This window comes from Burkholderia sp. DN3021 (assembly GCF_049805555.1).
Lineage (GTDB): Bacteria > Pseudomonadota > Gammaproteobacteria > Burkholderiales > Burkholderiaceae > Burkholderia > Burkholderia pyrrocinia_C.
Map to the genome: position 1 here is coordinate 14181 of NZ_JBNCAB010000053.1, position 12977 is coordinate 27157.

The window sequence follows — 12977 nt, forward strand, 5'->3', positions numbered from 1 at the left end:
CGCATAAACATACGACAACAGATCTCTAGCGACGCATTCTCTGATGTGAGTGGGCGCACACATCAAGGGCATTGGCTCGGTAAAAACAGGGTAAACGACAGATACGTGTGCGGCTTCGATCGCATTTAGACTGCGCGTTGTAGTACGACGACGTATAAATAGCGATCCGCCGTCCGGCGCGTCGATACCCCCATACACTGGAGGAGTGCCCATGGCCGCAAACAGCCGCCGTTCGTCTTCGTCTGCCCGATCGCCGTCGTCGAGGCCGGTGTCGCGCCGCGCATTCATCGGCTGGAGCGGCGCGCTCGCCGGCGGCGCCGTGCTCGGCGGACCGCTCGCGGCGACCCGGGCGTTTGCGGGAGGCCACATGCCCACTGTGTCGGCGGTCGACCTCGTCTGGGGCGAGCATGGCGCGGCGGCGCGCATCGCCGCGTCGCTCGCGCACGTGTCGCGGCTCGCGCTGCGCGGGCGCGACTTCGACGTGACGCACTACGGCGCGCGCCCGTGTGCGACGGTCGCGCAAACGTCGCCGTACACGAACGTCGCGAAATCGCCGGTGAGCCCGGGTTCCGAACTGACGACCGCGCCCGGCGCGTTCGATTCGCGCCCGGCGTTTCTCGCGGCGATTGACGCGTGCCGTCGCGAAGGCGGCGGGCGCGTGGTCGTGCCGTCCGGCAACTGGTACTGCGCGGGGCCGATCGTGCTGCAGAGCAACGTCACGTTCCACCTGAGCGCGAACTGCACGATCTACTTCAGCCCGAACCCGGCCGACTACGCGAAGGACGGCCCGGTCGATTGCGGCGCGAACGGCCGGCTGTACTACAGCCGCTGGCAGGCGAACGATTGCCTGAACTACGGCGCGCCCGTCTACGCGCGCAACGCGACGAACATCGCGCTGACGGGCGAAGGCCCGACGTCGGTGCTCAACGGGCAGGCGATGACGCCGTTCTCCGGCAGCAGGGCCGGCAGCGTCTGCTGGTGGACCTACAAGGGCTCGTCGGGCGCGTACGGTGCAGGCGCGTCGGTGCCGAGCCAGGCCTATGCGAATCCGAACAACGTCGATCTGCGGATCGTCGCGCCCGCGATCCCCGACGCGCTCTACGCGCTGCTCACGTCGCCGGTCACGCCGTGGCGGCAGGACCAGAACTACCTGCCGGCGCTGTCCGAGGCCGGCGTGCCGGTCGAGAAGCGCATCTTCGGCCTCGGCCACTACCTGCGGCCGTGCATGGTCGAATTCATCGGCTGCACGAACGTGCTGATGGCGAACTACCAGACGCAGAACACGCCGTTCTGGCAGCACCATCCGACCGCGAGCCGCAATGTCGTGATTCGCGGCGTGACGACCAATAGCATCGGCCCGAACAACGACGGTTTCGATCCGGACGCGTGCGCCGACGTGCTGTGCGAGGACTGCACGTTCAACACCGGCGACGACTGCATCGCGATCAAGTCCGGCAAGGATCGCGACACCGAATACGGGCCCGCGAAGCGGCACCTGATCCGCAACTGCACGATGAACAGCGGGCACGGCGGCATCACGCTCGGCAGCGAGATGGGCGGCGGCGTCGAGCAGATCTATGCGACCAACCTGTCGATGCTGAACGCGAACTGGCAGATCAACCCGCTGAACATCGCGATTCGCGTGAAGACCAACATGAATCGCGGCGGCTACGTGAAGGACTTCCACGTGAAGGGCGTCACGCTGCCGAACGGCGTGACGCTGAAGGGCGGCGGCTACGGCAGCGCACTGCTCGCGGGCAGCCCGGTCAACGCGAGCGTGCCGCTCGGCGTCGTCACGCCGTCGGCCGGCAACCCGTCGGCCGCGCAGGGCGGCATCGTCACGTTCGATTGCGATTACCAGCCCGCGAACGATGCGGTGCGCACGCGCGCGCCGGTCGTGCAGAACGTGACGATCTCGGACGTGAAGGCGAGCAACGTGACGCTGAACGGCGTGACCGCGTCGTGTTTCCAGGCGATCGTCGCGCAGGGGCCCGTTGCGTTCGACTACAACGGCACGCCGCCCGCGCCGGCCGTGCAGCCGATCTCCGGCGTGACGATCAGCAATTGCGACTTCGGCACGCCGGTCGCGTCGGGCACGCCGACGGTCACGTCGCCCGGGCCGATCTATGCGTTCAACGTGAGCGCGCTGACGCTGACGGACGTGACGATCGCCGGGCAGATCGTCAACACGACGATTACCGACAAGCGGTGACGTGAGGTGAAGTGAAGGGCGTTCGCGTGCGGCGGTCGATGCACGCGAACGCAAGCTTGATTGAACGCGTCAAGCCAGCGTCTTGACCATGTGATGCTCGTCGTAGAACCGCCCGTCGACGAACAGCGAACGCGGTTCCGTTCCGAACCGGACGAACCCATGCGACGCATACAACCGCTCCGCGGTGCCGTTGACCTCGTTCACGCACAGCATCAGCTGCTTGCACTGCCACGCTTGCGCCGCATGCGCGGTCGCGCTTTCGAGCAGCGCTTGCGCGATGCCGCGCCCGCGATACGCGGGATCGACGAACACGCCCCAGATCGTTGCCTTGTGCGCGACCTTCGCGCGCGCATCGCGGCGCACGCCCGTGATGCCGACGAGCGTGTCGCCGTCGAACGCGCCGAACACGGCCTGCGCGTGCGTCGGCGTGATGCGCGCTGCGAATTCGCCGACCGGCACTTGCGATTCTTCGTCGAGCGTGGGCAGGAAAGACGTAGGCGCGGTGTCGACCGCGCGCAGGCGAAGGGTCTGGAAACGGGCGGCATCGGCCGCGTCGAGCAGGCGGGTCGTGATCGTCATCGAGAGGATTCCGGTGGCGGGGGCTGTGCATGCCGGCGCGGGTTGCCGCGGCCGCGCGATGCATCGTGCCTATGCTAATCGGAATCCGGATGACGTGTGGCGGCGTTCGATGCGTCGTGCATCCCGGCCGCGCCTTGGTCTCCAGATCGCGTCGCGCGGTTAACGCGCATCGCGTTCGGTGCGGAGCGCATGTGATTGCGACGCGATTGAACCGTGCCGGCGAGCGGTGAAACTGCCGTGCGACGTGCCCCGGAGGCGGACGCGAATGTGGACGGACTGCGAAAGTACCGGCGGCGCGTCATGCGCGCCGCGTCGACACGAGAAGGATGAGGATGACGTAAAACAGGCGCGCCGTCGCGCCGCACCGGCACACGACATCGAGCGCACCGGATGCGCCCGCTCAGGTCAGGCGCACCGAATCGGCATCAATACCGCGACAACTGATTGCCGTTGATCTGCACGCGATCGCCCGGCCGCAGGTTGCCCGGCGACTGCACGTCGAACGAGCGCGTCGAGCCGTCGCTGACCTGCACGTCGATCCGGTAGCTGCTCGGCGGTTGCGCCGCGCCCATCTGCTGGCCGATCTGGTTGCCCGCGACCGCGCCGCCGAGCGCGCCGATCACGGTGGCCGCCTCGCGGCCGTGACCGCGGCCGACCTGGTTGCCGAGCACGCCGCCGATCAGCGCGCCGACGACGGTGCCGGCGACGCCCGACGGGCCGACCGAGCCGCTGACCGGCCGGATGTTCGCGACCGTGCCGTACTGCGTGCCGTAGCCGTTGCCATACTGATTGCCGTATTGCTGCTGATTGCCGTATTGATCATACGGCTGCGACCCGTATTGCGGCTGGTTGCCGTACTGGTCGTACGGCTGCTGCTGCACGTAGCCGGGTTGCGAATACGCGGGCTGCGCATAGCCAGGCGTTGCGTATTGCTGCTGCGGATAACCCGGCTGCGCGCCGTAATAGCCGGGCGCGACGCAGGCGGTCAGCGGAAGCGCCGCCACGGCGACGAGCGAGGCGAACAGAACGGTCTTCGTGGAAGGTATGCGCATCATGATGGTTCCTGCATCGGCAACGTGTTCGCCGACGGATTCCGGGACGGGTGGCGAACTCGGCGTGAGTATAAGGAATGGCCGGATGCGCGTCCGGTGCGGCCGGGTAACAACGTGTAAAGTCTGTTGCCGCGTAAATCGCGGCTTGCGCGGGGCGGTCGCGCAATGGCCGGCAAGGGCGGCGGCGCTCGTTCGGCAGCTTCGACGGCGCGCATCGGTAGCGGTCCGGCGGAGTGTCTTTCGACGCAGTCGGCGCTTCGATGCAGGCGCCCGAAACCTCGGCTTCCGCGACGTCGCCTGACGGGCCAATGCAGGTCGTCTCCGACGAGATCGGACCCCGCCGCCGCACCTTGCCGGCGTGGCGTCTGCGCCGCCCATCGCGAAATCGAATGCGCGGCATCGCGACATTTAATTGGCCCCGGGCGGTGGCGTCCGATATCGTGACCGGATTCCCTGCCAACGGTCGCGCCGCGCTGGCTGCGGTGCCTTCCCCTGTCCGCGCCGGTGTCGCGCAGCGACCGCCCCACAGACTCCGAGCCATGACCGATCGTATCTTCATCAACGCCGTCGACGCCGGCGGACAGCCCATCAACCTCGTCGTCCGCGACGGCCGCTTCACCGCAATCGGTACCGATTGCGCGCCCGCGCCCGGCGCACAGACGATCGACCTCGACGGCCGCGTCGTGCTGCCCGGCTTCGTCGATGGCCACATCCACCTCGACAAGAGTTTCGTCGGCGATCGCTGGGTGCCGCACGAATCGGTCGGCTCGCTGCGCGAGCGGCTCGCGGTCGAAAAGCGCCAGCTCGCGGCCGCGCCGCCGATCGTCGAGCGCGCGAACGCGCTGATCGCGCAGGCCGCCGCGTTCGGCACGGTCGCGATGCGCAGCCACGTCGACGTCGATGCGACGACCGGCCTGTCGAACCTGCAGGCCGTGATGGCCGCGCGCGAGCAATGGCGCGGGATCGTCGACATCGAACTCGTCGCGTTCCCGCAGGCCGGCGTCGTGTCGTGCCCGGGCACCGCCGACATCCTCGACGCGGCCGTGCGCGAAGGTGCAGACGTGATCGGCGGGATCGACCCGACGACGCTCGACGGCGACGCGGACGGCCAGCTCGACATCGTGTTCGGCATCGCCGAGAAGCGCGGCGCGAAGATCGACATCCACCTGCACGAGCCGGGCGAGACGGGCATCGCGCAACTGCTGCGGATCGCGGCGCGCACGCGCGCGGCGGGGCTCGGCGGGCGCGTAAACGTGAGTCATGCATACGCGCTCGGCGAAGTAGGCTACGACGATGTTCAACGCACGGCGGCGGCCCTCGCCGAAGCCGGCGTGTCGATCCTGACGAACGCGCCGGGCGACTGCGCGTTTCCGCCGGTGCGGCAGTTGCGCGACGAGGGCGTGCACGTGTTCGCGGGCAACGACAACATCCGCGACGCGTGGTGGCCGTACGGCAACGGCGACATGCTGCAGCGCGCGATGATGGTCGGCTATCGGTCGGGCTTCTACACCGACGAAGCGCTCGGCATCGCGCTCGACATGGCGACGCACGCCGGCGCGCGCGTGATCGGCAAGGAGAACTACGGAATCGCGGTCGGCTGCGACGCGACGTTCGTCGCGGTGCGTGCGCCGAATGCGGCGGCGGCCGTCGCAGGCGTGCCGGCCGAGCGCTGGGTGTTCCGCCGCGGCGAAAGCGATACGGGCGCACCGTTCGCCCCCGCGCTGCGCTTCACGCGCTGACCGACCCGACCGCGGGCAGCGCGTGAAGCGCCGTGCCCGCCTCGCACTGACCGACCACACCGGAACCGACATGACGAACCTGCTGATCCGCAATGTCCGCACGAGCGCCGACGCTGCGCTCGACATCCTGATCGAAGGCGATCGCATCGCGCGCGTCCGCCCGTCGCTCGACGCGCCCGCCGGCTGCGCGATCGAGGACGGCGCGGGCGCGCTCGCGCTGCCTGGCCTCGTCGAAGGCCACACGCACCTCGACAAGACGCACTGGGGAATGCCGTGGTATCGCAACCAGGTTGGGCCGCGCCTCGTCGACCGCATCGAGAACGAACGGCACTATCGCGCGACGAGCGGCCATGACGCGGGCGCCGCATCGCTCGCGCTGGCGCGCGCGTTCCTCGCGGCGGGCACGACGCGCATCCGCACGCACGTCGACGTCGATACCGAGGCCGGGCTGCGGCACCTGCACGGCGTGCTCGCGACGCGCGAGACGCTGCGCGGGCAGGTCGACATCCAGATCGTCGCGTTTCCGCAATCGGGCGTGCTCAAGCGGCCGGGCACCGACGCGCTGCTGTCCGACGCGCTCGGCGCGGGCGCCGATCTGCTCGGCGGGCTCGACCCGTGCGCGATCGAAGGCGATCCGGTCGAGGCGGTGGGCGTGCTGTTCGCGATCGCCGAGCGCCACGGCCGCGGGCTCGATATCCACCTGCACGAGCGTGCGTCGATGGGCGCGTACTCGCTCGACCTGATCCTGCAGCGCACGGCCGCGCACGGCATGCACGGGAAGGTCGCGATCAGCCACGGGTTCTGTCTCGGCGATATCGCCGAACGCGAGCGCGATGCACTGCTCGCGCGGATGGCCGAACTCGGCGTCGCGATCGTCACGACCGCGCCCGCGGCGGTGCCGGTGCCGCCGGTGGCCGCGTGCCGCGCGGCGGGCGTGACCGTCATCGGCGGCAACGACGGCGTGCGCGACACGTGGACGCCGTACGGCTCGCCCGACATGCTCGAGCGCGCGATGCTGATCGGCATGCGCAACGATTTCCGCCGCGACGACGCGCTCGAAGTCGCGCTCGACTGCGTGACGCACAGCGCGGCGCGCGGTTGCGGTTTCGCCGACTACGGGCTGCAGCCGGGCAGCCGTGCGGACGTCGTGCTCGTCGATGCGCTGACGTTCGCCGAGGCGGTCGTCGCGCGGCCGGTGCGGCGTCTCGTCGTGTCGTCGGGGAAGATCGTCGCGCGCAACGGCGCGCTGGTCTGAGCGTAGCGTCGCGCCGGTATGATCCGGTTTTCAGCCGGATTTCCCGGGAGACGACGATGCGACGCACGACAGCGGCACGGGCCGCACGATGGATGGCGGCGGCCCTGTTCGCCGTGACCGCCGCGCATGCGGTGGCGGCCGGCCCGAACGACGCGCAGCAGGAAGCCAATCGGCGGACGGTGCTCGCGTTCTACGAAAAAGGCCTGAACGAGAAAGACGCGGACGCCGCGCTCGCGTATGTCGGCGAGCGCTACGTGCAGCACAACCCGAACGCGGCCGACGGCCGCGACGGTTTTCGCAAGTTCGTCGCATTCCTGCGCGACAAATATCCGCAATCGCATAGCGAGATCAAACGCTCGTTCGTCGACGGCGACTACGTGATCCTGCACGTGCACGCGGTGCGCGAACCCGGCACGCGCGGCAGCGCGATCATGGACATCTTCCGGCTGGAGAACGGCAAGATCGTCGAGCACTGGGACGTCAACCAGCCGGTGCCAGAACAGGCCGCGAACGGGAACACGATGTTCTGAGTTGTCCGGAGCGTGCAGCCCCCTTCCTCGTTCCTGAACGAACCCCGCCGCGCGACTATTCCTCGTGCTCCAGCATCGCCGCGAGCGACTTCGTCAGTTCGCTGACCATCGGGTCGGCCGTCGGCCGATGCAGGATGGCGATGTCCATGTGCTCGATCGGCGCGAAACCCTGCTTCGCGGTCAGCACGGTGTGCTCGTCCGTCACCACGCGCGCCGGCAGCACGCTGATGCCGAGCCCGTCCGCGACCGCGGCCTGGATGCCGCTCAGGCTCGACGTCGTGAAGCTGATCCGCCAGCGGCGGCCGCGCTCCTCGATCGCCTTGATCATGTCGTCGCGATAGAGCCCGCGCGGCGGAAACACGACGATCGGCACCGGGTCGAGATCGATCGACGGATGCTTCGCGCTGTCGATCCAGCGCAGCTTCTCGGGCCATCGCACGACGGCCTCGCGGCTGTCGCGCCGTTGCTTGATCAGTACGAGATCGAGCTCGCCGCGGTCGTATGCCGCGCTGACGTCGCGGCTCAGCCCGCACGTCACTTCGAGCTTGACCTGCGGATGCGTGCGATTGAACGCGGCGAGCGCATGGGTCGTGCGGCCCGCCGCGAAATCGTCGGGCACGCCGAGCCGGATCGTCAGCGCGACCGTCGCACCCGACAGCGCTTCCAGCATCTCGTCGTTCAGCGCGAGCATGCGCCGCGCGTAGCTGAGCACCGTCACGCCCGCGTCGGTCGGCCGCACGTCGCGCGTGCCGCGGTCGAGCAGACGGTGCCCGGCGATTTCCTCGAGCCGGCGCACCTTCTGGCTGACCGTCGACTGCGTCGAGTGCAGGCGCGCGGAGGCGGTCGTGAAACTGCCGCAGTCGGCGACCATCACGAGCGCACGCAGCAGGTCGAGGTCGAACAGGGGTCTATTCATTTATGCACTTTTGCGGATCCGAGCATTTCATTTCCTAATGCGTGCGACGACTTTTAACATGGCCGGACGCCGCGGGCAATCGCGGTTTCGCCGGACCCCGCGTGGCGCCGCGTGGACGCCTGACGCATCGCATCGGCCGCGCATCGGCGAGCGCGGCGGCGCGGGTATGGGGAGATCGAGCGGGTGCTGGTGGGGGCGGGGGCGCGGTAGGTTTTAGTGCGAGATGGTGTCGCGGCCGAGTTGTGGATTCATTGGCACCGATGCGGTATAGGACGCGTCGCCAATACTGGTCAAGCAGTGCCGGACAAGGCTTTGCTTCGCTTACCTGTATAGACATTGCCATCTCGTAGATATCCGTAAAAACACACTCTGTGGCAGGCGTGCGTCGCGCAGGGTAAACACCAAAAAAACCGCGAAAATCCCGCCACGAAGCCGTATTTCAAGTGCCATCCCTTCCTTTTCGCCCCCACCTGGCCTCACCCCACCTCGTCCCCGCGTGTTCCCGCTTGCGCTTGAAAATTGAGCAGTCTAGACTGCATCGCAGTTTCAACGAAGTCCCCGTCTTTCGCGCACCGCACCACGCCGCCATCCCGGCACCGTGCCATCCACCGGACGCCGGCGCTCGCCCGCCGCGTCGAGACCTTCAAGGACACGTCATGAACCGCACTGCAAAGCTCCTCGTTACCGCGCTGGCGTTCGCGCCGCTCGTGTCGTTCGCGCAGGACACGTCGACGATCCGCTGGGGCATCGATCCCACGTATCCGCCGTTCGAGGCGAAGCAGCCCGACGGCTCGCTCGCCGGCTTCGACATCGACCTGCGCAATGCGATCTGCGAGGAACTGCGTGCGAAGTGCGTGTGGGTCGAGCAGGGCTTCGACGGGATGATTCCGGCGCTGCGCGCGCGCAAGTTCGACGTGATCATGTCCGCGATGACGGCCACCGACGAGCGGCTCAAGCAGATCGACTTCTCGAACAAGCTGTATGCGTCGCCGGCCGCGCTCGTCGCGCCGGTCGGCTCGAAACTGCTGCCGACAGCGGCGTCGCTCGCGGGCAAGCGCATCGGGATCGACCAGGGCACGACGCAAGAGGCGTACGCGAAGGCCGAATGGGCGACCAAGGGCGTGACGATCGTCTCGTACCAGAACCAGGACCAGGTGTACCAGGATCTCGTCAACGGCCGCCTCGACGCGACCTTCCAGGACAAGACGCAGGCCGGCTACTCGTTCCTGAAGACGCCGCGCGGCAAGGGCTACGCGTTCGCGGGCCCCGACGTGACCGACGCGCGCATCACCGGCTACGGCGTCGCGATGGGGCTGCGCAAGGGCGACGCCGACATGAAGAAGCGGCTGAACGACGCGATCGTCGCGATCCGCGCGAACGGCACGTACCAGAAGATCGCCGCGAAATACTTCGACTTCGACATCTACGGCGCGAAGCCGTGAGCGCCGCACCGTGACCCCGTGATCCATTCAATCGACAGGCAAACCATGACGAGTATCCAGGACCGCGTCGCGCAAGCCGTGACGCCCGAACTGATCGCCGCGTTCCGCGAGGAAGGCGCGGTCTGCATCAAGGGCATCTTTTCGCCCGACGAAGTGGCCGCGCTCCGGGCCGGCATCGACGCGAATCTCGCGCAGCCGAGCGAGCGCGCGAAAGTCGCGAGCCGGCCCGACGATCCGGGCTGGTTCTTCGAGGATTTCTGCAACTGGCAGCACAACGACGCGTACCGCGACTTCATCGTGCGTTCGCCGGCGCCGTCGGTGGCCGCCGCGCTGATGGGCACGGAGCACGTGCGGCTGCATCACGACCACCTGCTCGTGAAGGAACCCGGCACGCGGCAGCGCACGCCGTGGCACCAGGACCAGCCGTACTACAACATCGAAGGCGACGACAACGTCAGCATGTGGATTCCGGTCGACCCGGTGCCGCTCGAATCGACGCTGGAATTCGTCGCGGGCTCGCATCGCGGGCCGTGGCTGATGCCGCGCACGTTCATGGACAAGGAGGCGAAGTGGTTCCCGGAAGGCAGCCTCGCGGACCTGCCCGACATCGAAGCCGATCGCGCGGCGTTCCCGATCCGCCACTGGGCGCTCGAGCCCGGCGACATGGTGTGCTTCCGGATGCTCACGCTGCATGCGTCGGGCGGTACGCAGAACCGCCGGCGCGCGTTCTCGATCCGCTTCGTCGGCGACGATATCCGTCACGCGCCGCGCCGCTGGAAAACGTCGCCCGATTTCCCCGGGCTCGCGGAGCAACTGCTCGACGGCGCGCCGCTCGAACACCCGCTGTTTCCGGTCGTGTGGTCGCGCGGCGCGGGGCAGGCCGGCGCGATCTGACCGGCGCATGTAACGAGCGCGGGGGGCTTTTCCGGACGAACCGGCCGCCGCGCGTTTTTGTGCGTGTCTGCGTGTGACGAAGGTTCAGGTCGGGTGGCGCCCGGCGCCCGGCTTGAAGCGCGAGCCGAGCCGGTAGCGGTTGCCCGGATGCAGGAAATGCACGAACGTGACGGGCAGCCCGTCCGTCCAGGTGCGGCGCGTGAGCGTGAGGCACGGCTCGTCGGCGCGCATGTCGAGCAGCCGCGCCTGTTCGCCGGTCGGCAATGATGCGTCGACGACGTGCTCGATTTCCAGTTCGTAGTGCGACACGTTGTTGTACAGGTACTCGGACGGCGGCTCGACCTGGAAATCCTGGTCGATGAAACCGGGCGCGGCGGCCGGGTTCACGTAGCGGTCCTCGAGCTGGATCGGGCGGCCGTTTTCCTCGTGCACGCACACCACATGAAAGACCGGCGTGTTGACCGGCAGGCCGAACGCGGCCGCGACGTCGAACGATGCGGGCTCGCTCGACCGGCTCAGCACGCGGCAGCGGTATTCGTGCCCGCGCGCGCGGATTTCGTCGCGGATATGCGCAATCATCAACAGGTTCGACTGCGGCTTCGCCTCGGCGACGAAGGTGCCGACACCCGCGATGCGCTTCAGCACGCCTTCCTCGGTCAGTTCGCGCAGCGCGCGGTTGACCGTCATGCGCGCGACGCCGAACTGCGCGGCGAGATCGAGCTCGGACGGAATGCGGTCGCCGGGGCGCCAGTCGCCCGATTCGACGTTCTGGCGAACGAGCGTCTTGATCTGCTGGAACGGTGCGGTGGCCTTTGTGACCATCGGAAGATCCTTGCGCGGAAAAGTGACGAGTCTAGTCGTCGTGGCTGACGATGACCAGGATCTCCGCCTGCGCGACGCCGAGGCTGCGCGTGCGGTGCGGGATGAGTGCGTTGAAATAGACTGAATCGCCGGTCTTGAGTTGCACCGTCTCGTTCGGAAACTCGATTTCGACGCGCCCCTTGTGCACGAACAGGAATTCCTCGCCTTCGTGCTCGCGGAACGTCGACGCGACGAACTCGTGCGGCGGATGCACGGCGAACGGCAGCATCTTCTTCGGCGCGACGCCGGCCGCGATGCTTTCGAAGCGGTGCGCGTGGCTGTCGGCCGCAGCGCCCATCGCCGTGCGCTCGCCGGCGCGCGTGACGGTGATCAGCTCGCGATTGCGGCTTTCCGAGAACAACTGCTCGACGTCGACATTCAGCGCCTTCGACAGCTTCAGCGCGACCGCGATCGACGGCACGCTCAGGCCGCGCTCGACTTTCGACAGATAGCTCTTGGTGAGGCCGGTCTCGTCGGCAAGCACATCGAGCGTCCAGCCCTTCTGTTTTCTGAGCAGCTTCAGGCGAATCGTCATGGGGCGCCAGGTGTCCTTCGAAAAACCGATTGTAACGCATGACACAATGTGTCATATAATGGATCGAGTGTCACGGATCCGGCGGAAACGGCTGCGGACGACGCGATACATCCGACCCATTCAGGAGGCGAACATGGCGGAAACGCTGAATTTGACGAAAGAGGCGCTGGTCGCGCTGGCGGAGCGGCGTCTTGAAAACGAGGTGGGCGACAGCGGCTGGTCCGCGCGGCAGAAGCTCGCACTCACGTGCCGGATCCTGTTCGACGCGGGCCACGATTCCGGCCTGGCCGGGCAGATCACCTGCCGTGCGGGCGACGCCGGCACGTACTACACGCAGCGGCTCGGGCTCGGTTTCGACGAGATCTCGGCCGCGAACCTGCTGCGCGTCAACGAGGATCTCGACGTCGTCGACGGCGCAGGCATTCCGAACCCGGCCAACCGGTTCCATACATGGATCTATCGCGAGCGCCCGGACGTGAACTGCATCATCCACACGCATCCGGCGCATGTCGCGGCGCTGTCGATGCTCGAGCAGCCGCTCGTCGTGTCGCACATGGATACCTGCCCGCTGTACGACGATTGCGCGTTCCTGAAGGACTGGCCCGGCGTGCCGGTCGGCAACGAGGAAGGCGAAATCATCTCGAAGGCGCTCGGCAGCAAGCGCGCGATCCTGCTGTCGCATCACGGCCAGCTCGTGGTCGGCAAGACGATCGAGGAGGCGTGCATCCTCGCGCTGCTGATCGAGCGGGCCGCGAAGCTGCAACTGCTCGCGATGTCGGCCGGCGAGATCAAGCCGGTACCGCCGGCGCTGGCGCGGGAAGCGCACGACTGGATTTCGAAACCGAAGCGCGATGCGGTGACGTTCGACTATTACGCGCGCCGCGCATTGCGCACGCATCGCGACTGCATCGCTTGAACGAGCGCATCGTTTTCGTCGCGTTCACTCATCATTGAGGAATACA

At 67.7% G+C, this 12977-nt stretch carries 12 protein-coding genes; 7 read left to right on the forward strand and 5 right to left on the reverse strand.

Going from position 1 to position 12977, the window contains the following annotated elements; all coding sequences use genetic code 11:
• The first annotated feature begins 211 nt into the window (after positions 1–211).
• Positions 212–2212 carry a glycoside hydrolase family 28 protein gene (locus ACPUER_RS23840; protein WP_425132294.1) on the forward strand — a complete coding sequence of 667 codons (2001 nt, stop codon included), beginning with the start codon at positions 212–214 and terminating at the stop codon, positions 2210–2212.
• Positions 2213–2281: 69 nt separating this feature from the next.
• Here the strand turns inward: ACPUER_RS23840 and ACPUER_RS23845 are convergent, their stop codons facing one another.
• Both ACPUER_RS23845 and ACPUER_RS23850 read right to left on the reverse strand, forming a co-directional pair.
• Positions 2282–2791 (reverse strand): GNAT family N-acetyltransferase, encoded by a 510-nt coding sequence (locus tag ACPUER_RS23845; RefSeq protein ID WP_175959925.1) that lies wholly within the window; start codon positions 2789–2791, stop codon positions 2282–2284.
• A 425-nt stretch (positions 2792–3216) separates the two neighbouring features.
• Positions 3217–3846: a glycine zipper 2TM domain-containing protein gene (locus tag ACPUER_RS23850; RefSeq protein ID WP_310136752.1), complete on the reverse strand. Its 630-nt coding sequence runs from the start codon at positions 3844–3846 to the stop codon at positions 3217–3219.
• A gap of 536 nt (positions 3847–4382) precedes the next feature.
• Here ACPUER_RS23850 and ACPUER_RS23855 point away from each other — a divergent pair.
• From ACPUER_RS23855 to ACPUER_RS23865, 3 genes are all read left to right on the forward strand, one after another.
• Positions 4383–5582 (forward strand): amidohydrolase family protein, encoded by a 1200-nt coding sequence (locus tag ACPUER_RS23855; protein WP_425132295.1) that lies wholly within the window; start codon positions 4383–4385, stop codon positions 5580–5582.
• 70 nt (positions 5583–5652) lie between these two features.
• Positions 5653–6837: an amidohydrolase family protein gene (locus ACPUER_RS23860; protein ID WP_425132296.1), complete on the forward strand. Its 1185-nt coding sequence runs from the start codon at positions 5653–5655 to the stop codon at positions 6835–6837.
• A 56-nt stretch (positions 6838–6893) separates the two neighbouring features.
• Positions 6894–7367, forward strand: a complete 474-nt coding sequence (locus ACPUER_RS23865; RefSeq protein WP_425132297.1) for a nuclear transport factor 2 family protein — start codon at positions 6894–6896, stop codon at positions 7365–7367.
• Positions 7368–7422: 55 nt separating this feature from the next.
• Here the strand turns inward: ACPUER_RS23865 and ACPUER_RS23870 are convergent, their stop codons facing one another.
• Positions 7423–8283: a LysR family transcriptional regulator gene (locus ACPUER_RS23870; RefSeq protein ID WP_425132298.1), complete on the reverse strand. Its 861-nt coding sequence runs from the start codon at positions 8281–8283 to the stop codon at positions 7423–7425.
• Positions 8284–8939: 656 nt separating this feature from the next.
• On the opposite strand from ACPUER_RS23870, the gene ACPUER_RS23875 reads away from it, so the two are divergent.
• Together ACPUER_RS23875 and ACPUER_RS23880 are read left to right on the forward strand one after the other, a co-directional pair.
• Positions 8940–9725 carry an ABC transporter substrate-binding protein gene (locus ACPUER_RS23875; protein ID WP_425132299.1) on the forward strand — a complete coding sequence of 262 codons (786 nt, stop codon included), beginning with the start codon at positions 8940–8942 and terminating at the stop codon, positions 9723–9725.
• Between the two features lie 45 nt (positions 9726–9770).
• Positions 9771–10619 carry a phytanoyl-CoA dioxygenase family protein gene (locus ACPUER_RS23880; protein ID WP_425132300.1) on the forward strand — a complete coding sequence of 283 codons (849 nt, stop codon included), beginning with the start codon at positions 9771–9773 and terminating at the stop codon, positions 10617–10619.
• 84 nt (positions 10620–10703) lie between these two features.
• Here ACPUER_RS23880 and hutC read toward each other — a convergent pair whose 3' ends face one another.
• Both hutC and ACPUER_RS23890 read right to left on the reverse strand, forming a co-directional pair.
• Positions 10704–11441, reverse strand: coding sequence for a histidine utilization repressor (gene hutC, locus ACPUER_RS23885; protein ID WP_034181575.1), 738 nt, complete (start codon positions 11439–11441; stop codon positions 10704–10706).
• 31 nt (positions 11442–11472) lie between these two features.
• Positions 11473–12015, reverse strand: coding sequence for a helix-turn-helix domain-containing protein (locus ACPUER_RS23890; RefSeq protein ID WP_425132301.1), 543 nt, complete (start codon positions 12013–12015; stop codon positions 11473–11475).
• A 133-nt stretch (positions 12016–12148) separates the two neighbouring features.
• Here ACPUER_RS23890 and ACPUER_RS23895 point away from each other — a divergent pair, with 133 nt between their 5' ends.
• Positions 12149–12931 carry an aldolase gene (locus ACPUER_RS23895; protein ID WP_425132302.1) on the forward strand — a complete coding sequence of 261 codons (783 nt, stop codon included), beginning with the start codon at positions 12149–12151 and terminating at the stop codon, positions 12929–12931.
• Positions 12932–12977: the final 46 nt, after the last annotated feature.

What these genes read in the sequence shown, in the direction of transcription:
- ACPUER_RS23840 (WP_425132294.1), top strand. Translation starts at nt 212, where the DNA reads ATGGCCGCAAACAGCCGCCGTTCGTCTTCGTCTGCCCGATCGCCGTCG.
- ACPUER_RS23845 (WP_175959925.1), bottom strand. Translation starts at nt 2,791, where the DNA reads ATGACGATCACGACCCGCCTGCTCGACGCGGCCGATGCCGCCCGTTTC.
- ACPUER_RS23850 (WP_310136752.1), bottom strand. Translation starts at nt 3,846, where the DNA reads ATGATGCGCATACCTTCCACGAAGACCGTTCTGTTCGCCTCGCTCGTC.
- ACPUER_RS23855 (WP_425132295.1), top strand. Translation starts at nt 4,383, where the DNA reads ATGACCGATCGTATCTTCATCAACGCCGTCGACGCCGGCGGACAGCCC.
- ACPUER_RS23860 (WP_425132296.1), top strand. Translation starts at nt 5,653, where the DNA reads ATGACGAACCTGCTGATCCGCAATGTCCGCACGAGCGCCGACGCTGCG.
- ACPUER_RS23865 (WP_425132297.1), top strand. Translation starts at nt 6,894, where the DNA reads ATGCGACGCACGACAGCGGCACGGGCCGCACGATGGATGGCGGCGGCC.
- ACPUER_RS23870 (WP_425132298.1), bottom strand. Translation starts at nt 8,283, where the DNA reads ATGAATAGACCCCTGTTCGACCTCGACCTGCTGCGTGCGCTCGTGATG.
- ACPUER_RS23875 (WP_425132299.1), top strand. Translation starts at nt 8,940, where the DNA reads ATGAACCGCACTGCAAAGCTCCTCGTTACCGCGCTGGCGTTCGCGCCG.
- ACPUER_RS23880 (WP_425132300.1), top strand. Translation starts at nt 9,771, where the DNA reads ATGACGAGTATCCAGGACCGCGTCGCGCAAGCCGTGACGCCCGAACTG.
- hutC (WP_034181575.1), bottom strand. Translation starts at nt 11,441, where the DNA reads ATGGTCACAAAGGCCACCGCACCGTTCCAGCAGATCAAGACGCTCGTT.
- ACPUER_RS23890 (WP_425132301.1), bottom strand. Translation starts at nt 12,015, where the DNA reads ATGACGATTCGCCTGAAGCTGCTCAGAAAACAGAAGGGCTGGACGCTC.
- ACPUER_RS23895 (WP_425132302.1), top strand. Translation starts at nt 12,149, where the DNA reads ATGGCGGAAACGCTGAATTTGACGAAAGAGGCGCTGGTCGCGCTGGCG.